17 protein-coding genes are annotated in these 19,741 nt (G+C 52.4%); 14 read left to right on the forward strand and 3 right to left on the reverse strand.

Annotated features, from left to right (window positions below):
• Positions 1–639 carry a lysoplasmalogenase gene (locus CCY32_RS10825; RefSeq protein ID WP_088330642.1) on the reverse strand — a complete coding sequence of 213 codons (639 nt, stop codon included), beginning with the start codon at positions 637–639 and terminating at the stop codon, positions 1–3.
• A gap of 137 nt (positions 640–776) precedes the next feature.
• On the opposite strand from CCY32_RS10825, the gene rppH reads away from it, so the two are divergent.
• The 10 genes from rppH to CCY32_RS10875 all read left to right on the forward strand — a co-directional run bounded on the left by rppH (position 777) and on the right by CCY32_RS10875 (position 11,272).
• Positions 777–1,298, forward strand: a complete 522-nt coding sequence (rppH, locus tag CCY32_RS10830; RefSeq protein ID WP_088330643.1) for an RNA pyrophosphohydrolase — start codon at positions 777–779, stop codon at positions 1,296–1,298.
• A gap of 9 nt (positions 1,299–1,307) precedes the next feature.
• Positions 1,308–3,587 carry a phosphoenolpyruvate--protein phosphotransferase gene (gene ptsP, locus CCY32_RS10835; protein WP_088330644.1) on the forward strand — a complete coding sequence of 760 codons (2,280 nt, stop codon included), beginning with the start codon at positions 1,308–1,310 and terminating at the stop codon, positions 3,585–3,587.
• Positions 3,588–3,628: 41 nt separating this feature from the next.
• The gene (locus tag CCY32_RS10840; RefSeq protein ID WP_088330645.1) at positions 3,629–4,429 is read left to right on the forward strand and encodes a sulfite exporter TauE/SafE family protein; all 801 of its coding nucleotides are present in this window, start codon (positions 3,629–3,631) and stop codon (positions 4,427–4,429) included.
• Positions 4,430–4,496: 67 nt separating this feature from the next.
• Entirely contained in the window at positions 4,497–5,306 is an 810-nt protein-coding gene (lgt, locus tag CCY32_RS10845) for a prolipoprotein diacylglyceryl transferase (protein WP_088330646.1), read from the forward strand.
• A 2-nt stretch (positions 5,307–5,308) separates the two neighbouring features.
• On the forward strand, positions 5,309–6,142 hold the full coding sequence (locus CCY32_RS10850) for a thymidylate synthase (protein WP_088330647.1): 834 nt from the start codon (positions 5,309–5,311) through the stop codon (positions 6,140–6,142).
• A gap of 2 nt (positions 6,143–6,144) precedes the next feature.
• Entirely contained in the window at positions 6,145–7,161 is a 1,017-nt protein-coding gene (locus tag CCY32_RS10855) for a response regulator (protein WP_088330648.1), read from the forward strand.
• Positions 7,154–8,119: a sensor domain-containing diguanylate cyclase gene (locus CCY32_RS10860; protein ID WP_088330649.1), complete on the forward strand. Its 966-nt coding sequence runs from the start codon at positions 7,154–7,156 to the stop codon at positions 8,117–8,119. The genes CCY32_RS10855 and CCY32_RS10860 overlap by 8 nt, the downstream gene beginning before the upstream one ends.
• Positions 8,120–8,205: 86 nt before the next feature.
• The gene (dinB, locus tag CCY32_RS10865; RefSeq protein WP_088330677.1) at positions 8,206–9,282 is read left to right on the forward strand and encodes a DNA polymerase IV; all 1,077 of its coding nucleotides are present in this window, start codon (positions 8,206–8,208) and stop codon (positions 9,280–9,282) included.
• A 77-nt stretch (positions 9,283–9,359) separates the two neighbouring features.
• Complete coding sequence (locus CCY32_RS10870) at positions 9,360–10,916, forward strand: leucyl aminopeptidase family protein (protein WP_088330650.1); 1,557 nt, start codon at positions 9,360–9,362, stop codon at positions 10,914–10,916.
• A gap of 140 nt (positions 10,917–11,056) precedes the next feature.
• Positions 11,057–11,272 (forward strand): DUF1653 domain-containing protein, encoded by a 216-nt coding sequence (locus tag CCY32_RS10875; protein WP_088330651.1) that lies wholly within the window; start codon positions 11,057–11,059, stop codon positions 11,270–11,272.
• 12 nt (positions 11,273–11,284) lie between these two features.
• On the opposite strand, the gene CCY32_RS10880 is transcribed toward CCY32_RS10875, so the two are convergent.
• The gene (locus CCY32_RS10880; RefSeq protein WP_088330652.1) at positions 11,285–12,268 is read right to left on the reverse strand and encodes a class I SAM-dependent methyltransferase; all 984 of its coding nucleotides are present in this window, start codon (positions 12,266–12,268) and stop codon (positions 11,285–11,287) included.
• A gap of 166 nt (positions 12,269–12,434) precedes the next feature.
• On the reverse strand, positions 12,435–15,323 hold the full coding sequence (locus tag CCY32_RS10885) for a TonB-dependent receptor (RefSeq protein WP_088330653.1): 2,889 nt from the start codon (positions 15,321–15,323) through the stop codon (positions 12,435–12,437).
• 311 nt (positions 15,324–15,634) lie between these two features.
• Here CCY32_RS10885 and CCY32_RS10890 point away from each other — a divergent pair, with 311 nt between their 5' ends.
• The 4 genes from CCY32_RS10890 to CCY32_RS10905 all read left to right on the forward strand — a co-directional run bounded on the left by CCY32_RS10890 (position 15,635) and on the right by CCY32_RS10905 (position 19,675).
• Entirely contained in the window at positions 15,635–16,735 is a 1,101-nt protein-coding gene (locus CCY32_RS10890; RefSeq protein ID WP_088330654.1) for a histidine kinase, read from the forward strand.
• Positions 16,728–17,483: a LytTR family DNA-binding domain-containing protein gene (locus CCY32_RS10895; RefSeq protein ID WP_088330655.1), complete on the forward strand. Its 756-nt coding sequence runs from the start codon at positions 16,728–16,730 to the stop codon at positions 17,481–17,483. Before CCY32_RS10890 ends, CCY32_RS10895 begins: the two co-directional genes overlap by 8 nt.
• A gap of 100 nt (positions 17,484–17,583) precedes the next feature.
• Positions 17,584–18,432: an MBL fold metallo-hydrolase gene (locus CCY32_RS10900; protein ID WP_246840592.1), complete on the forward strand. Its 849-nt coding sequence runs from the start codon at positions 17,584–17,586 to the stop codon at positions 18,430–18,432.
• Between the two features lie 253 nt (positions 18,433–18,685).
• Positions 18,686–19,675 carry a serine/threonine dehydratase gene (locus CCY32_RS10905; RefSeq protein WP_088330657.1) on the forward strand — a complete coding sequence of 330 codons (990 nt, stop codon included), beginning with the start codon at positions 18,686–18,688 and terminating at the stop codon, positions 19,673–19,675.
• Positions 19,676–19,741 lie beyond the last annotated feature (66 nt).

Here is a 19,741-nt window from a genome sequence, read left to right on the forward strand (position 1 = left end):
TCAATCAGACTCCTGTGCCGTGATCCTCAGCGCCCCATTGACCAGGCAGAACTGCGCCAGATAATAGCTCAACATCACTGCAAACGCCTGCCAGGGAGCCGCTTCGACAAAGTAACCCCAGGCCAGTAAGGCGTCGGAAATCAGAAAACTGAAGGCGCCGACGAGCAGCCAGGGACGCCCCTTACTGGCGATAATCGCGGAACTGACCATAGTGCACAGCGCCAACATGTACAGCACGACAGGCCACAGCATGTCCCCAAGTACAGGCTGTAATTGCCAGAAGAACAGCGCAGCAGTACCAAGCGCAATGAGCAGGGGGGCCACTTTCCAGGCTTGCCAGTGACCAAAACGCCAGAAATTAACGCTGTAGAGCAACTGCACCAGCAAAAACGCGATCAGTCCGAGGATAAAGCTCTGAGCGAAGGGTAACGCCAGTAACATATCGCCGGCCGCCGAACAGGCAAGTGCGCTAAGCAGCAGATATTTATTGCTATCGGCGTTGCGGACTACCAGTAGCATCAGCCACATCACCGGTATGGCTTTAAACAGAAAATCAAGGGGATAGCTGCGAAGGTGCAAGCTAAACAGATAGAAAAGGGCACTGCCAGCGAAGATGAGATTCCAGTGTCTGCTTTTCATTTACCTGCTCCATCGATAAGGTGGCCAGCGCCTTATACTGCCTGCTACCGTGCAATTAGTGGCTGAATTCGCTTTGAAAGAGGCCTAGTTTATGGAAGAATGCATTACTATAAAAGAACTAATGCTCGGGAGTCTAAGTGATTGATGCCGAAGGATTCCGCGCGAATGTCGGCATAGTGATTTGCAACAGGATAGGGCAAGTATTTTGGGCAAGGCGCTATGGCCAGCATTCATGGCAGTTTCCACAAGGCGGAATAGATCAAGGTGAAACTGCAGAGCAGGCAATGTATCGGGAGCTTCATGAGGAAGTGGGGCTCAAGCCACAGGATGTGGAAATACTCGGGGTAACCAAAAACTGGGTCAGATACAAATTGCCGAAGAGGCTGATACGCCAGGGGACGGATCCTGTGTGTATCGGGCAGAAACAAAAATGGTTTCTGCTCAGGCTTACCTGTAAAGAAGAAGACGTAGATGTCTTACAGTCCGGTCACCCTGAATTTGATGGCTGGCGCTGGGTAAGCTACTGGTATCCTGTACGTAACGTGGTGTCTTTCAAACGCGATGTATATCGCCGCGTGATGAAGGAATTTGTCTCCATTGCCATGCCGGTGCAAACCAGGCCCGCGGGACAGCGACCAAAACGTCGACGCAGGAATTAGGACTACACCATGCTCACCCAACTCAAGCGCATCGTTCAGGAAGTCAATCAGATCCAGGATCTGGATGAGGCGCTGACCTGTCTGGCGAGTCGGGTAAAGAGCGCCATGCAGGTGGATTGCTGTTCTATTTACCTGGCCAGCTATGAACACCAGCATTTCTTGCTGATGGCCACTGAAGGCCTCTCCAAAGAAGCCATTGGCAAGGTGTCTATTGGTTTTTCCGAGGGGCTGATTGGTCTTATCGGCCAGCGTGAAGAGCCGATTAATATCGAAGACGCTCAGTCTCACCCACGCTTTAAACACTATCCCGAGGTTAAAGAAGAAACCTATCATGCGTTTATGGGGACACCCATTATTCACCAACGCAAAGTCCTCGGTGTGATGACCATCCAACAACAAAAGAAACGGCGTTTCAGCGAAGACGAAGAAGCCTTTCTGGTTACCCTGGCAGCGCAGATGGCGCTGGAAATTGCCCATGCCGAGGCGCGCGGCGCACTGAGTCTCACTGATGGTGCAGATAAGTCTCGCTGGCAAAAGTCGCTTAAAGGCATTCCGGGCTCAGCCGGTCTGGCCATTGGTGTCGGCCATGTTCCTAACATCAAACACAGCCTGCGCAGTCATATGTTGCGACGCTCTGACAAGCCGCAAAAGCAGATTGAGCGCTATCGTCATGCGGTGATCAGAACCCGCAAGGAAGTCAGCAGGCTATCCGAGAGCATGGCGGATGCGGTGCCAGAGGATGTGCTGGCGATTTTTCAGCTGTATCACAGCCTGCTCGACGCCAACAGCCTTGGTCATGAGGTGGAAGCGAAAATTAAGAGTGGCTGGGATGCAGCCTCATCCCTGAAGATGGTGGTTGAGCATTACGTCAATAAGTTCCGTGGCATGGATGACCCCTACATGCAGGAACGTGCCGTTGATGTGGAAGACCTTGGTAACAGGGTACTGGGGCATTTGCTAAGCACCACCAAATTACAGACTCTGGTGCCGGATCAGGCGGTTCTGGTTGCCGAGGAAGTCACCGCCTCAATGCTTGCCGAGTTCCCCCGCGAAAAACTTCAGGCCATTATTTCGGTCAGGGGGTCGAACAACTCTCATGCCGCGATACTGGCCAGGGCAATGGGTGTTCCGGCTGTTATGGGCCTGTCAGATGTACCAGTGTCGCTGCTCAGTGGTAAGGACATTCTTCTGGATGGCTATTCGGGTGAAGTGATCGTGTCACCCAGTATGAATATCCGTCAGGAATTCCAGAACCTGGTGGATGAAGAAAATGAACTTTATGATGCAGTGCGCGAAGAGGCTGATAAACCCGCGGAAACCCGTGATGGCTGTCGAATTAAACTGTACATCAATGCCGGGCTATCGGCGGAATTAGAGTCTATATACGGTGAGGTGGGCGACGGTGTCGGGCTGTACCGCACAGAGATCCCCTTTATGATGCGTGAACGCTTCCCCTCTGAGCATGAACAGTGTCAGATGTACCGAGCTATGCTGGCAGCGACGCCGGGTAAAACCATTACCATGCGTACGCTGGATGTCGGTGGCGACAAACCCTTACCCTATTTCCCCGTCGCTGAGGAGAACCCCTTTTTGGGATGGCGTGGTATCCGCCTGACACTGGACCACCCCGAGATTTTTCTGGTGCAGTTACGGGCCATGCTGCGGGCCAGTCTTGGGCTGGACAACCTTAAAATTATGTTGCCCATGATCACCACCATTAATGAGGTAAGTGAAGCGCGGCGACTTATTCGGCAGGCGTATTACGAAGTGGCCGAGGAGGCCCAGGCTGAAGGACAAGCCTTAAAAATGCCTGAGGTGGGGGTCATGCTGGAAGTTCCGGCGGTGATTTATCAGCTTCCACAATTGGCCAGCAAGGTCGATTTTTTCTCCATTGGCAGTAATGATCTGACGCAGTATTTGCTGGCGGTGGATCGCAATAACCCGAGGGTTGCCGATTTATATGACAGCTATCATCCGGCCGTGCTCAAGGCGCTTAAACAGATTGTTGAAGCCTCCGCCGAATTAAAAACGCCGGTAACCCTGTGCGGAGAGATGGCCGGCGAGCCCGGAGGAGCCATTCTGTTGTTGGCCATGGGCTATCGCAAACTGAGTATGAGTGGCTTCAACCTCAGTAAAATCAAATGGGTGATTCGCAAGGTGTCTCTGGAAGATGCCAAAGTGTTGCTCGACGAAGTACTGGAAATGGAACATCCCAGTCAGGTTCGGGAGCGGGTAAACCGCCATCTGGAAGCACTGGGTCTGGGTGGTCTGGTCAGGGCCGGTAAGTAACGATACCGCGCCAAATCTAACGACGAACAAGAGTAAAGCAATTGGAACCTTTGTTGTTTCTGGTTATCAGCTGTGTATTTCTCGGCTTAATCGCCGGTTTGATGGCGGGCCTTTTAGGAATTGGTGGAGGACTGATCATTGTTCCTGCACTGATGTATTTATTACAGGCAAAAATGGCCATGAGCATAGACATTGTTATGCCCATGGCAGTGGCCACGTCATTGTCCACCATTATCTTTACCGGATTTTCGTCATCGTTGACTCACTGGCGACTGGGCAACGTGGACATGCGTATCTTTGCCTTATGTTCTATCGGTATTGCTCTGGGCGCCATCGGCGGGGCACAGTTAGCCGCTTTTATGCCGGCACAGATGCTGAAAAATACCTTTGCTACGCTGGTGATGGTGCTGGCACTGCGTATGGCATTTGGCAAAAACCGCACGTCTCAATCGACACTCAATCGCCCGCGACTGCTGGGTATCGGGGCGGTGACAGGCAGTATTTCTGCGTTGCTGGGTATTGGCGGCGGCGCCTTGCTGGTGCCGGCACTGGTGTGGTTCCGAGTCTCGATGAAGGTTGCTATTGGCTGTGCTGCCGCCTGTGGCATGATCATCGCGCTCTTCGGAACAGCCAGTTTTATGCTTGCTGGCTGGAATAACCCCGACTTGCCTAAGGGAAGTCTGGGATATGTGTTTGTGCCGGCGTTACTGGCGATCGTCAGTGCCTCAATGCTCAGTGCTAACTGGGGGGCCCGGCTCAGTCACCGTTTGCCGACGCAGACCTTAAAGAAAATTTTCGCTGGCTTTCTGATTCTAGTAAGCTTGCGCATGTTTTTTAGCTGAGATCCTTCAAACAAGGCCGATACAGGCTCTTGGCGGCACTTTGAATATCGACTAGGTGGATGATTGAATGACAGAGTATTTGCAGTTCCCGGCCATTGATCCGGTTATCTTTAGCATCGGACCGGTATCGGTGCACTGGTATGGGGTCATGTATCTGGTGGGGTTTGTTGCCGCCTGGTGGCTGGCAAACCGGCGTTTGTCTCACACCTCATGGAGTAAAGAACAGCTTAGTGATTTGATGTTTCTGGGCTTCCTTGGGGTCATTATTGGCGGCCGTCTGGGGTATGTGTTTTTCTATCAGTTTGAACACTTTGTCGAGGATCCCCTGTATCTGTTTAAAATCTGGACCGGGGGAATGTCCTTCCATGGCGGGTTACTGGGTGTCATCGTCGGTTTATGGTGGTTCGCCAGAAAGCAGGGTAACCGTCTGCTGGAAGTGGGCGATTTCATTGCACCGCTGGTGCCAGTAGGGCTCGGCGCTGGTCGTATCGGAAACTTTATCAATGCCGAATTGTGGGGACGTACCACTGACGTGCCCTGGGCGGTGCTGTTTCCCGGAGCCGGACCTTTGCCCCGCCATCCCTCCCAGCTTTATGAGTTTTTCCTCGAAGGTGTGGTGCTGTTTGTATTGTTGTGGTGGTTCTCTGCCCAACGTCGACCGCTGGGGGCCGTGTCAGGTTTGTTCCTCATAGGCTATGGCAGCTTCCGCTTTATTGTCGAATTTTATCGTGAACCTGATGCGCATATCGGGCTATACAATGGTCTGATGTCACAAGGACAACTGTTGTCCTTGCCAATGATTCTGATAGGGTTAGTGATGATGATCATGGCCTATCGCAAGCCGCAGGCAGGGCAACCAAGCAAGAGTAAGAAATAACCATGCAGCAATACCTTAAATTGATGCGCCATGTGCTGGAAAATGGTGTTAAAAAAGAGGACAGAACCGGAACCGGCACCCTCAGTGTGTTTGGTTATCAGATGCGTTTTGACCTGTCTGAGGGCTTTCCGTTGGTGACCACGAAAAAATGTCATCTTCGCTCTATCATCCATGAGCTGCTATGGTTTCTAAAGGGAGAGACGAATATCGCCTACCTCAAGGAAAACAAGGTCAGTATCTGGGACGAGTGGGCGACCGATGACGGTGAGCTGGGCCCTGTATATGGTAAGCAATGGCGCAGCTGGCAAAGCGGTGATGGTGAAGTAGTGGACCAAATAGCGCAAGTGGTTGAACAGATAAAGACCAATCCCGATTCTCGGCGCCTGATCGTGAGTGCTTGGAACCCTTCCGTGTTGCCGGATACGCAGTATTCTCCGAAGGAAAATGCCGCCATGGGGCGTCAGGCATTGCCTCCCTGTCATACCCTGTTTCAGTTCTATGTACTGGACGGCAAATTGTCTTGCCAGCTGTATCAGCGCAGCGGCGACATCTTTTTGGGTGTGCCATTTAATATTGCCAGTTATGCTCTGTTGACGCTGATGGTGGCACAGGTCTGCGATTTGCAGCCTGGTGACTTCGTGCACACCTTTGGTGATGCGCATCTGTATGTCAATCATCTGGAGCAGGCAAAAACGCAATTACAACGCACGCCCTTCGCCTCCCCGCAGATGAAACTGAATCCTCAGGTGAAAGACATTTTTGACTTCACTATTGATGACTTCGAACTGGTTAACTACCAGGCCCATCCTCATATCAAAGCGCCGGTGGCGATTTAGCGATGACGATGAACGTGCTGATCTGCGATGATTCTGGGTTTGCCAGAAGGCAGATGGCGCGTTCGATTCCCAAAGGCTGGGATGTGGAAATCCATTTTGCTGAGCACGGCAAGCAGGCCCTGGAGTTTATTCAGCAAGGTCTGGCGGATGTAATGTTTCTGGATCTCAACATGCCGGTCATGGACGGCTACGAGACCATGGAGCAGATCCGTTCACGGGATCTGCCCACCCTGGTGATTGTGGTGTCTGGCGATGTACAGCCTCAGGCCCGGGAACGTATGCTGGCCATGGGGGCGTTGGATTTCATCGCCAAACCCATTGACAGTGACAAGTTAATTGAGCTGTTACGTCAGTACGGGCTGTATAGTGGTAAAAGTGGGGGCGGTGAGCTGCGCGAGGCCGCGCAGGGCGAGAAAATTGATCGACTGGATGTCTATCGGGAGATGGCGAATGTGGCCATGGGGCAGGCCGGTGAAAAGCTGGCGCAATTGCTCGATGTGTTTATCAACCTGCCCATTCCTAATGTCAATGAGATAGAAACCAATGAATTACGTATGGCCATTGCTGAGATCCAGCAAAAGGCCCACGTTTCTGCTGTGTCGCAGGGGTTTGTCAGTACCGGCATCAATGGCGAAGCATTGGTGATCTTTAACGACACGGATTTTGCCAGCATGGTGAAACTGCTCAAATACCCTTCCCGCGAAGATGCCGAGAGACTCGAAGTGGAAGCGCTGATGGATGTGTCGAATATCCTTATTGGTGCCTGTGTTAACGCCCTCTCCCAGCAACTGGATTTGAGTTTTAGTCGCAGTCATCCGATGATTCTTGGGCGTCATTGTGACCTGGAAAAATTGCTGGAAACCAACGTCTCTCGCTGGAGTCGCATTGTCGCGGTGGAAATTGGTTACTCCATCGAACAACATGATATTCACTTTGATTTGTTGCTGCTGTTGCCTCAGGCGTCCATGGATATGATGTTTGATAAGCTGGTAGCCCACAGCGAGGTGAGCCATGGTTAGAGAAACCTCAGAGCAGGCCGAACTGGAGGCGATGCACTGGCAATTGAATCTGCTCGGCTCCATTGAGGTGGGGATCGTGGTGTTGGATACTGACTACCGGGTGAAAACCTGGAACGAGTTTATGCATAATCACAGCGGTATCCTGCCCAGTAAGATCCGCAATCAACCCTTGTTCGACTTTTTCCCTGAAATTGACAAACAGTGGTTCCAGCGGAAGACCCGTCCCGTTTTTGAGCTCAACAGCCCCGCTTTTTTGATCTGGGAGCAGCGTCCCTACCTGTTCAAATTTGCCAGCCACCGGCCCGTCACCAGTGCCAGTGAGGTGATGTATCAGAACATCACCCTGTTCCCGCTAATGGCGCCCGATGGCAAGGTTAAGCACCTGTGCATTATGGTGTACGACGTTACCGATGAGGTGATCAGTAAACAGCAGCTGAATCTGGCGAATGACAAGCTACAGCAAATCAGTCGTGTAGACGGGCTGACCGGTCTGTATAACCGTCGATTCTGGGAAGAAAGCTGTCAGCTGGAATTCAAACGTTACCAGCGTAGTCAGGGACAAGCCTCTTTGTTAATGCTGGATATCGATCATTTCAAGTCAGTTAATGACAATTACGGTCATCCTGCCGGTGACGAAGTGATCAAAACACTGGCGGCTATCATCAAAGACTCTGTACGTGAGACGGATATTCCCGGCCGCTACGGGGGCGAAGAGTTTGCCATTGTGTTGCCTGACACCGATGCTAATTCTGCCCGACAGGTGGCAGAGCGCATCAGGAAGATCACCGAGGCGACAGTCATCCGGCACGAAGGACTTGAGCTAAACGTGACGGTCAGTCTTGGTATCGCACAGCTGAGACCAGACTATCAGGAACATATGGCTTGGATCAGTAAGGCTGACCAGGCTCTTTATCAGGCCAAAGAGTCGGGCCGCAATAAAGTGAACAGCTCGGATTAAGCTGCCTAGGTCCAGTGTCTTGACATTTCCTGTGCTTGGCGCAAAATAACTGTATATTAATACAGTTTTTGGTGTCCCTGCCTGTTATGGCCAAGCTTATCCACATCGATATGGACTGTTTTTTCGCCGCGGTGGAGATGCGTGATCACCCTCAGTGGCGCGACATTCCCCTGGCTATTGGTGGCAGCGCAGAGCGACGCGGTGTTATCGCCACTTGCAATTATCCCGCCCGTAAATACGGCATTCACTCCGCCATGTCCACCGCCCAGGCTCTTAAACGCTGCCCGCATCTTAAGTTGGTAAAAGGGCGTATGGCGCGCTATGTGGAGGAGTCCCGGCGCATTCGCGAGATCTTTTCCCGCTACACAGATCAGATTGAACCGTTGTCTCTGGACGAGGCCTATCTGGATGTGACCGATAGCGACTTGTTTCATGGCAGCGCAACACTCATTGCTGAGGATATTCGTCGCGCCATTGTTGAGGAGACCGGTCTTACCGCCTCGGCGGGTGTAGCGCCGTGTAAGTTTGTGGCAAAAATTGCCAGCGACATGAACAAACCCGATGGCCTGTTTACGGTGACACCTGAGCAACTGGATGGGTTTGTCAGTGCTCTGGAGCTCAGGGCGATTCCCGGTGTCGGTAAAGTCACCTGGGAGAAATTGCAGGGGATGGGACTGTTTACCTGTGCGGATGTGCGAGCTTATCCATTTGATAAGCTGGTCAGGCGCTTTGGAAAATTTGGGCTGGCACTGTGGCAGCGTGCTCATGGCCAGGATGAGCGCCGGGTTAATGCAACACGTCAGCGCAAATCGGTCGGAGCAGAGGTGACCTTGCCGGAGGATGTGCATAGTTTCGAGCAGTGCTGGGAGGTGGTGGAAACCCTGTACGGAAAATTGCACCAACGTCTTCAAAGCTGTCAGGAAAATCTGGCGATTCAGAGCCAGGGCATAAAGATTAAGTTTGCTGATTTTGTACAGACCACCGCCGAGCATCGTCAGCACCGGCTGGACAAAGAGGCGTTTGTTCCTTTGTTGCATCAGGCCCTGAGTCGCCAGCAAGGCAGAGGCATCCGGCTGGTGGGCGTGAGTGTGGCGCTGCCAACAGAAGCTGACAGCCAGCAATTGAACCTGGCGCTGCCCTCCCTTGAGTGCCGGAGTGCTTAGGGGCAGAATAGGGGCCTATCGACATCGCCGCGGATGTGAGTATCTGTTATCCGGCGGCCTTCAACAAGAGGCTCTCTATGGCATTTCCCCAGGCAAAAAATGAATCTAATCTTGATAAAGCCATCGCCACAGGTAGCGACTGGGATGCGGTCATCCTGATTGCGCCTGATCACCAGCACCTGAATAACCTGAGTTTAAAAGAAACCATCGATGCCCATGAGCGTATTGATGCTCGTGTAGGTAATCAGTGTATGTTGCTGATTGCCAGTGGGATTGCCGGTGGACGACTGGTATACGCCCCCACAGGTGAGCTGGAAAGGGGCTTTGATGATGTCCGCCGCATTAGTGATGCTGCCAAAAAGGCCATCGTCATGGCCCGCGATGCTGGTGCCCGTAACCCCTTGATGCTGGTATCCGGACTGCCGCAAAACGAGGATTATGCCCATGCCCTGGAAGTGGCCTATCTGGGCGCCTGCCAGGCATTGTGGCAGCCCTTAGAAGCGCGTGAAGCACTGGGCGAAGACGAGATTGAGCCGCTGCAAAGTATCGGTCTGTACGCCAAAGGTCAACTGGATATGCGCTGGCTGGAGTCGGTGGAAGCCGGGCGCCGACTGGCCCGTGACTTATGCGGCACAGAGCCGGAGCGTATGGCGCCACCTCGTTTTGCTGATTATTGTGAACAGGCGTTTAGCGGCAGTAAGGTCAAGGTTGAAGTGATCAGCGACGATGCACAGCTGCGCCGGGATTATCCGTTATTGCATGCGGTGGGGCGGTGTTCTGTGCATGTGCCGCGTCATCAGCCCAGAGTGATTCGCCTTGAATATACCGGTGAGGGTGAGATTCAGCAGAATTTGTTTTTTGCCGGTAAGGGCATTACCTATGATACGGGCGGCGCCGATCTTAAAACCGACGGGCACATGGCAGGGATGAGCCGGGATAAAGGCGGTGCGGCAGCGGTTGCTGGCTTTATGCAATGCCTGGCTCGTTATCAGCCAAAAGGCCTTCGTGTGGTGGCAGAAATCGGTGCGGTGCGTAACAGTATTGGCTCCGATGCCTTTGTGGCAGATGAAATCATTACCAGTCATGCTGGCGTGCGGGTTCGAATAGGTAACACCGATGCAGAAGGCCGATTGGTGCTGGCCGATTTGCTCTCTCACCTGCGCGAAGAGGCTAAAGATGCACTGGACCCCACCCTGTTTTCGGTGGCAACCCTGACCGGCCACGCGGCACGCACCTATGGCCCCTATACCGCGTACGTAGAAAATGGGGCCGCCAGTGCTCATCAATGCTCAGATAAACTCAGCAAAATCGGGGATATCTGGGGCGATCCCGGTGAAGTCTCGCGCTCACGACGAGAAGATTTTGACTTTGTGCGCCCACGTACTAAAGCCGATGATGTGTTGTCGTCTAACAATGGTCCGTCTGCCACAACCGCACGTGGGCATCAGTTTCCAATGGCGTTTTTGAGCATAGCCTCCGGCTTGTTGCACCATGATCGCAACACAGATCAACCTTTGCCTTATGTGCATGTGGATATTGCCGGCAGTGGTGTTGAAGCCGGAGACTGGCAGCACGACAGTCCAACGGGTGCTCCGGTGGTGGCGCTGGCAGCCCGCTACATGGGAATGTCCTGAACCGGCGCATCGGATTTTGACCTGACCCGCTGTGTGTGAGCCGTCTGATGTAACGGCATTGTCCACTCCCGGTCTTTAACACCCTGGGGTGGCACATTTGCACGTCCGGGTTTGCAGTGATTTGTATCAGGAGACATGTTTTGGCAGTGATACCCGGCCGTTACCGGCATTATAAAGGTTATGACTACGAAGTGATTGGGGTGGCCCGGCACAGTGAAGATGAGAGCGAATATGTGGTCTACCGGCCTCTCTATGGTGAGGGCGGTTTATGGATCCGTCCCTTATCCATGTTTATTGAATCGGTTGAGGTGCAAGGTGAGTGGGTGCCCCGATTCGCGTTGCTCGAGTCAGCCTGACACTCAGCTGCCTCAGGCTCGTGCAACAAGACGCCAGGCCAGTAAGCCCTCAGCGCTGGAAATGGTGTCACACTGTTCAATATTCAGACCCGTGTTGCTGAGGGTTTCAACCAGGTATTGTATGGCCTGTTGATCATACGCGGCATCGAGCATCGATTGCATGCGCTGGCGATGGGTCAGCATCTCCTGCTTCATGTTGTGAAGCCACTGACGGACGTCATTGGCTTCATAGTGATGCATCTGATTAAACATTTCCCCTAAGTCGCGGTAGAACTGCATCACAATCCCATCCGCTACCTGCGGCCCTCGGGTTTTGAGCAATGCGGTGATCTGTTGCACCGGCGTGGACATGGCGCGATCAGCCTGCTGAAAGGCCTGTTCTGAGCCTTGCCCCTTAATCAGAGCAAAGCCTGCGTCAAAGGCCTGTGCGGCCAGCTCAAAGATATCGCTTTGTAAAACCTCATAAAGGGCACTGACGCTGCGCTCTGAATGCTGGTAAATCAGACCATCGCGGTGGTGAATCACTGCCACCAGGACGCCACCTTTGCGCAAGGCCTGGGTGGCCTGTATCAGAGCATGTGGGCCGGCATACTCCATGCCGAACTGACTGAATAACATATCCACCGACGCATCCCTGAGCGGCAGTCTGGCACCATCGGCGACGATGGCGCCACGCAGGTTGAGTGTTGATGCTGTCGCTTTAGCCGCTGCAAAGGAATAGTCCAGACAGTAGTGTTCAACGTGCGGTGTTGCATCTTGTCCCGTCTTCTCTGGCTCTGAAAGTGTGTTCAGACACTGGCGTGCGAGGCCGCTGACCGCGCCTTTTCCACAGGCAAGCTCCAGGATAACCCTGGCTGGGTGTTGTTTGAATTGCACGGTAAAAAACTGATGCCAGAACTGCTCAATAACAGCGTGCTCGGCTTCTTTGTGCTGAAATCCCGCCGCCGTGGCTTTTTGCCAGTAATCGTCCCAGGCCTTGTTCTGTTGGTCTGTCATCAGTTCGTCGGTGTGTATTGATAGAAGCCGACACCTTATAGAGCCTGTGCGGGCAGATCAAGGTAAACCACCGGGGCTCTGTGGCCCGATGTCACAAAAAAGCCAGTCAGTGATACTGACTGGCTTTAACCTTGTTATCTACTTATTTAACCCGTCACAAGACCGATTAGTAGGTCAGGGTCACCCCCGCAAAGACATAGCGACCCAGGGCATCGTAGAAACCGGGGAAGGTATTACCATTGCCCGAACCTGTTGGTGCGTTGGGTAACAGCGGTGGCTCTCTATCGAGCACATTGTTGATACCCAGTCTCAGTGAGACATGCTCATGGGCCTGCCAGGTAGCGGCCAGATCCAGATAGTTCTGACTGCTGAATGTGGTCGGGCCCGAAGGCACGTTGGCACCCACATACTCTTCTGCCTCACCCAGATAACGCCAGGTTGCGGTTATGCTGGCATCCCATGGTGTGGTCCAGGTGGCACGCAGGTTATGCCGCCATTCTGGCGAAGGCTGCAGACAGGATGTACGATCCCAATAGCCAGCGCACTCGATAACTGTACCGCCGGGAACCGGCTCATTGTCCAGTTTCTCCAGCCAAGTACCCACCAGTCCGAGCTTCAGGGTACCCATATCATCGAGGCTGAAGTCATAGGTGGCTTCGATATCCACCCCACTGGTGGCGAGGAAACCGATATTAATATCCGTTGCCGTCACGCTTGCCTGACCGACCCACAAGTTGCCATTGGGTCCACGGTTAACCAGATTACAGAAGGTGGGGTCGCCGGTGGCGCCGCAGTTCTGAATAATGGTGGTTTGCGGAATATTAGTAATGGCTTTTTCGACTTCAATATCAAAGTAATCGATATTCATATTAAAGCCGGGCAGGGCCGATGGCGACAACGCAAAGCCAAAGGAAAAGGTATCCGACTCTTCCGGATCCAGATTAGGGTTACCGCCGGTGATGGTATTGTACTGACCGGCAGGGCTGGTCAACGCTGGCGATTGGTATTGTGACGGATCCAGACCTGTGCGCACACAGTCTTCCAGCGACATGTTGCCGGTCGCACCACAAGGGTCGTCGTTCATATTAAACAGGCCCAGCGTCTGAGGCCGGAACAGATCTCTCACGTTACCGGCCCGCACTGCGCGCTGAAAACTGCTACGGAAACGGATGTCTTCGTTAATTCCCCAGTCCAGGGCGACTTTGAAGGTATTGGTAGTCTTATTGGTTGAATAGTCAGAGTAGCGGTAGGCCAGCTCCAATGTTAATTCTTCAGCAAAAGAGCGCGCCTCCAGCAACGGAATATCCAGCTCACCAAAGAACTCCTTCACATTGAACGCACCAGTAACCCCACCAGTCGGACCGCCCTGACCGGCACCATCACCCGAGGTAAATCCCTGATCCGGAGCAAATACCAGTGACTCGCGACGGTATTCAAGACCTGCCACAACACCAACACCGGTAGAGGTGCCGGGCACCATAATGCCCGCTTCGGTCAGATCACCGGTAACATAACCGCTGACCTGGGTGGTGGTGGTGTCACCACGAGAGTACAGTGGCAGAACCAGATAATTCAGTTGCGCCTGGGTAACGGCTCCCTCTTCAAAGATATTCCAAGGGACACAGTTCGGATCAGAACCATCGACAACCGATTGGCATACCGGATTACCTTGCGCATCCTCCACCACATTCAATGCACGGATAATGCGAGTCGTAGACAAATCATTCTGGTAGGTTTGTACCATGCTGACGTTGGAGTAGTTGGCAAAAAGATCATAAGACCAGTTGTCGTCGATGATGCCCCGGACGCCCAATACACCGCGGTGTGAGGTATGACGCAAATCGTTACGACGTGGCGCTCCCTCCACATTGCGTCGACCGATGTAGACACCCTGCAAGGTATCGTCGCGGGTCAGCCCCTGTGAGCCGCACACGGTCTGAAATTGCTGCTCAGACATCAGTGGGTTGCCACAAAACAGGGTATTGGTGACAAAGAAAGCGCCTGATGGTGCAATTTGTGCCACGCTGCGATCATCCATAAAGCTCAGCTCGGCATACACATCGGCATGTTCGTTGATTTCATAGTTGCCGATTGCACCGAGGGTTTTACGTTTGTCGGGACGCTGGTAGTAGTTCAGCGGACCATAGTTATACAGTGCCGTTCTGGGCACAAATTCGTGGCCTGACACCTGATAGTCAAAGGTATTGAAGTCGGTAACCCGTCCCTCAGGGATGGTGCCCGAACCGCCACAAATAAACTCGTTATTGGCATCAAAGAACAGAGCACAGGCGCTGAAGTCACGCTCTGACTGACGCAGGGCTTTGATGTCTCTGAAGGTACCATATAAGGTGACGTTGCCGGCACCATCGGCAGTATTGGCACCCAGCATAAAGGAGAAGTCGTTGGAATGGCCGTCGCGAACATGGCTGGTCGGCAGCTCAAAATTCAGGGCTTCCACTTTTTCCTGTATCGCCTGGTTATCATTTTGATGTTGATAAAAACTGTGCTGATAATCGAAGGTAAAGCCCTCGAAATCATCTTTAAGAATAAAGTTCACCACCCCGGCCACGGCATCTGAGCCATAGGTGGCGGACGCCCCGCCGGTAAGAACTTCGATCCGTTCAATCAATGCCGCCGGAATCTGGTTCACATCCGGAGCGATGCCGCCGGCAATGGGGGAACCTGCTGGCAGTCGACGGCCATTTACCAACACCAGTGTGCGGGTGCTGCCAAGATTTCTTAAGTTCAGGGTAGCAGTACCTGTGGCACCATTGGCTGCCATGCCCGTCTGCGCAGCAAATAACGCAGGCATATCGTTAAGGATATCTTCGACACGGGTTAAACCCGTGATAGCAATGTCAGCGGCGCTGATTTCCGTAATCGGGCTGGCGCTGACCATATTTACCCGTTGGATACGTGAACCGGTGACAGAAATTTTCTCTACTTCCTGAGTTTGCGTTTCATCCTGTGCCTGCGCACCGGATACCGGCAACATCAGGGTGCTGCCAAATAATCCCATTTGCACCGCTAAGGCGACTCTTGTGCCTTTAGTCATGTGTTTCTCCCGTTATCTTTGTAATGGTTATAGTGAGATAACCGCTGTTATCGGGGATTAAGCTAGACCTTGCGCGCGCCCGGACATACCGATAATACGCTAATGGTCTTGATGGGGTGATAAGCGGCAGGAAGTGTGTGATAAGCGGATGGAACTTCTGAAGTTGGCCTGCTTTTGATTGCATAAGGCTTTGATTTGTAGTGACAAAGTGTTTTTTAAGTGGGCGCCGAATTTCACTTTATTTGGTGAGCATTTGCCTTTACCTGCTGCTCTGGTGAATAATCCACCTTTGACCTTTTTAGCCGTATCCGATGTTCCAATTATTGATAAAGCACATGCCCGACTGGCGTTTCTGGCTGGGTAATACTCTGTTCTGGGTGTTGATGAATACCTATTCCGCCGATTTAAGCTATCGGAATATGCTGCGCGCCGAGCGAGACGTGGAGTGGCTGGACATGTGGTTTTATTATCTGGGGTGGTGGATGCCCTGGGCAATCGTGGCGCCTCTGGTGGTATCGGCGACATGTATTGTCCCGCTTAATTGGCAAAAATGGCCACGCACTCTGCTACAGCTCACTCTGATGACGCTATTCGCCCTTGCCGTTTTCGTGCTCTTAGCGGTGCCCATGATAGCCTGGTTTGAAACGGGGTCTGTCGCCTTTGCCAAACTCATTGATGCGGCCAGGATGTTATTTGAACGCAGTGCCTGGCACTTTGATTTGCTTGTCTACATTGCGGTTGTCTCCATCGGCTACATTACCCAATATTACGACAAGGCCCGACGGGAGGAGGCCCGCAGCGAGAGTTTATTGCGCCAGTTGGTGCAAATGGAACTGCAGTCGTTAAAGTCTCAGCTCAATCCACATTTTTTGTTTAATACCCTGAATACGATTGCCAGTCTGATCCGCCTGGATGAAAAAGACAAAGCGGTGAAGGCACTCAGCGAGCTTAGTCTGATGTTACGTAAGGTACTGGAAAATCAGAGCCATCAGCTGATCAGTCTGGAGCAGGAAATGGAGTTTATTCAAAGCTATCTGAGTATTCAGCAAATGCGCTTTGAAACCAAACTGGAAACCCAGGTAGAGGTGAGCCCGGATTGCTTGCAGATGGATGTGCCGTTTATGTTGTTGCAACCTCTGGTGGAAAATGCCGTACAGCATGGCTCGCAGCTGGAGTCAGATAAAAATCAGCTGTCACTCAAGGTCTGGTGCCAGCCCAACGAATTACATGTCAAACTGACCAACAAAGTACCGCAGCATGATGAGCATCAGGGCTTTGGCATCGGACTGAAAAATTGTCGTGATCGTCTGAATAAGCTCTATGATGATAATTACCAGCTGCGTCTGCGGGAACTGGACAATGGCTATTTTGAAACCTACCTGATACTGCCCAGCGGAGGAGAGGATGATTAAGGTACTGATTGCCGATGATGAAACGCTTGCGCGCAAAACCATCGCCCTGCTGTTAAAGGATCAGCCAGATATCGGTGAGGTATTGCAGGCCAGTGACGGGAATGAGGCGTTGAGTTTGTATGAGGCCGAAAAGCCGGAGCTGATTTTTCTGGATATTCAGATGCCGGGATTGACCGGTATTCAGCTGGCGGAGAAGGTCGCTCCGGAATGTGTCATCGTGTTTGTAACCGCCTACGATCAATATGCCATAACCGCCTTTGAGCTAAACGCCATCGATTACCTGTTAAAGCCCTATGATGACGAGCGCTTCTATAAAGCGCTGGAAAAAGCGAGGGCGAGGTTACGTGAACATGAATTTGGTGATTATCGTCAGGTTGGCCAGTTAATCCGGCATATGATGGACGAGCAGCATCGGCATTATAAAAGCCGTCTGGTGATCAAAGATCCCGGCCGGATCCGTCTGGTTGAGGTAGAACAGATTGATTATATTCTCGGTGCCGGCAATTACGCTGAAGTTCACCTGTTTGACGGTAAAACGGTGCTACACCGGGAAACCATGACCAGCCTGGAGCAGCAGTTGGATCCGAGTGTATTCGTGCGTATTCATCGCTCTTCGATTGTGCGGCGCAGCAGTATCTGTGAACTGCGACCTAATGAAAAAGGGGATTACACCGTGATCCTGAAAAGTGGTCAGCAGTTAACCCTTTCCCGGCGCAATAAGCATAAGCTGGAAGAACTGCTTGGCTAGCTGCAATAAGACGGGCTGTTCAAACCAGCAATAGTGATCTAAATTTTTGTCAACGGGCTATAGTAGTTACCGGCAATAATAATGAATGAAGGAAGTCACTATGCGCAGACTCAGTCTTTTGCTCCTCCTACCTTTTAGCTTACTGGCCAGCGATAACCGCTTTGCCGATGTCGAGATCGAACGCACCCAACTGGCCGATTCTGTTTATATGTTAACCGGTGCCGGTGGCAACATCGGGGTCTCGGCAGGGCCCGACGGTGTGCTGATTATTGATGACCAGTACGCCCCACTGGCAGAAAAGATTGCCGCCAGTGTCGCTGACGTGGCGAAGACCGATGTGAAGTATATTGTGAACACTCACTATCATGGCGATCACACCGGCAGCAATAGCTGGTTCAAACAGCACCATCATGCCACCGTGTTTGCCCATGACAATGTGCGTACTCGCCTGGCCAGTGATAAGGATCATCATCAGGATGCATTACCCGTGGTCACCTATGAAGAGGGGGTAAAATTTCATTTCAACGGTGACACCATCCGCGTGATGCATTTACCTGCAGGTCATACTGACGGTGACTCGGTGGTTTGGTTTGAAAAGGCCCGAGTGCTGCATACTGGTGACTTGTTCTTCGAAGGGCGTTTTCCTTACATTGACTTAGGTGCTGGTGGCACGGTGTCCGGTTATATTGCCAATGTTGAGCGCTTGATCAGCATGCTCGACGACGACATGAAGATTATCTCCGGGCATGGCAAACTGGCCACCAAGGCGGATTACCAGAAATCTCTGGATATGATGAAAGAAACGGCCGCTTACGTGCTGACACAGAAGCGTGCCGGTATGACCCTGGAGGACTTGATCGAACAGGGACTGGACGACAAGTGGCAGGACTGGTCGTGGGGCTTTATTACCGAAGAAAAATGGCTCACCACTCTGTATAAAGGCCAGTAAGTTTTTTAAGCTTTCAGCAATCCGTCCTCAGTTATCAGACAAATCGCAACGCTGAGTATAGATGAACAGGCGTGTCTTGCGTGTCTGAGCGCTGATGACTGTAAACTGAAAACTGCATCAATGTGCAGGTTCTGTCCCACACTTTTTATGTGTGTATGCCGGGGGCCACACCCCCGCCAAACGGCGTGCAGAATGATCGGCAATAAACAGCATGCTACAGTGAGAGCTGTTTATTGTTGTTGCTGGAATTCCTATGTCTCTACCCACTTTTGACGATGTGCACGCTGCCAGTGAGCGAATCCAGCCCTTTGTGCATCGCACACCTATTGTAAATTCGAGTCTTTTAGATGCCTGGCTGGGACATCAGGTGTTTTTTAAACTCGAGTGTTTGCAACGCACCGGGGCGTTTAAACTGCGTGGGGCGACGAACGTACTGGCGTGGCTGAAAGAGCAGGATCAACTCCCCGAGCGCATCGTCGCCAATAGTTCGGGTAATCACGCGCAGGCTATTGCTTATGCGGCGGCCTTGTTTGATATTCCGGCGACCATTTTCAGTACTCAGAATGTCTCGCGGGTGAAGGCGGCAGCGACCGAATATTATGGCGCTCAGCTAAAGCTTTTTACCACCCGGCCAGAGGCCGATGAGGCGGTAAAAATGGCAGCCGAGGAACCCGGTACGCTGTGGATCCCACCCTTTAATCACGCCCAAATCATAGCCGGGCAGGGCACCGCCGCACTGGAAGCATTACAGGATCTGAAGCAGGTTGATGGTGTGTTTGCGCCTTGCGGTGGCGGCGGTTTACTCAGTGGTACGCTACTGGCCACTAAAGCATTATGCCCCGAGGCCGAAGTCATAGGTGCAGAACCGCTGGCGGCCAATGACGCCGCCAACTCATTACGGACCGGTGAAATTGTCAGTCTGGAGGGGCCCGCACAAACACTGGCAGATGGTGCAGCGACTCCGTCGGTGGGAGACCTGACTTTCCCGCTATTGCAACAACTGGATGGTTTTTATGAGGTGGACGAAGTGCAGATTGCATACTGGACTCAATGGTTGCAGCACCTGCTCAAGATTCATGTTGAGCCCACCTGCGCCATGACCATGGCGGCAGTGGTCGGATGGCTACAAGAGCGACCCCAGCCAAGTAAAGCGCTGGTGATCATCTCTGGTGGCAATATTGATGCGGCAAAAATGCAGCAAATCTGGTCAACGGATTATCTGGACCAGCCTCCGGTACTGTAATAACGTAGCCAGATCATGGATCGATCTAATCAGGGTCAGCTGACGTAGTCTGGCCAACTTTTTTAT

Origin of the sequence: Lacimicrobium sp. SS2-24 (assembly GCF_002201535.1) — a bacterium.
GTDB lineage: Bacteria > Pseudomonadota > Gammaproteobacteria > Enterobacterales > Alteromonadaceae > Lacimicrobium.

Excerpts from the sequence above, each read along its gene's own strand:
- CCY32_RS10825 (WP_088330642.1), bottom strand. The coding sequence starts at position 639 with ATGAAAAGCAGACACTGGAATCTCATCTTCGCTGGCAGTGCCCTTTTC.
- ptsP (WP_088330644.1), top strand. The coding sequence starts at position 1,308 with ATGCTCACCCAACTCAAGCGCATCGTTCAGGAAGTCAATCAGATCCAG.
- lgt (WP_088330646.1), top strand. The coding sequence starts at position 4,497 with ATGACAGAGTATTTGCAGTTCCCGGCCATTGATCCGGTTATCTTTAGC.
- CCY32_RS10850 (WP_088330647.1), top strand. The coding sequence starts at position 5,309 with ATGCAGCAATACCTTAAATTGATGCGCCATGTGCTGGAAAATGGTGTT.
- CCY32_RS10855 (WP_088330648.1), top strand. The coding sequence starts at position 6,145 with ATGACGATGAACGTGCTGATCTGCGATGATTCTGGGTTTGCCAGAAGG.
- CCY32_RS10860 (WP_088330649.1), top strand. The coding sequence starts at position 7,154 with ATGGTTAGAGAAACCTCAGAGCAGGCCGAACTGGAGGCGATGCACTGG.
- dinB (WP_088330677.1), top strand. The coding sequence starts at position 8,206 with ATGGCCAAGCTTATCCACATCGATATGGACTGTTTTTTCGCCGCGGTG.
- CCY32_RS10870 (WP_088330650.1), top strand. The coding sequence starts at position 9,360 with ATGGCATTTCCCCAGGCAAAAAATGAATCTAATCTTGATAAAGCCATC.
- CCY32_RS10880 (WP_088330652.1), bottom strand. The coding sequence starts at position 12,268 with ATGACAGACCAACAGAACAAGGCCTGGGACGATTACTGGCAAAAAGCC.
- CCY32_RS10885 (WP_088330653.1), bottom strand. The coding sequence starts at position 15,323 with ATGACTAAAGGCACAAGAGTCGCCTTAGCGGTGCAAATGGGATTATTT.
- CCY32_RS10890 (WP_088330654.1), top strand. The coding sequence starts at position 15,635 with ATGTTCCAATTATTGATAAAGCACATGCCCGACTGGCGTTTCTGGCTG.
- CCY32_RS10895 (WP_088330655.1), top strand. The coding sequence starts at position 16,728 with ATGATTAAGGTACTGATTGCCGATGATGAAACGCTTGCGCGCAAAACC.
- CCY32_RS10900 (WP_246840592.1), top strand. The coding sequence starts at position 17,584 with ATGCGCAGACTCAGTCTTTTGCTCCTCCTACCTTTTAGCTTACTGGCC.
- CCY32_RS10905 (WP_088330657.1), top strand. The coding sequence starts at position 18,686 with ATGTCTCTACCCACTTTTGACGATGTGCACGCTGCCAGTGAGCGAATC.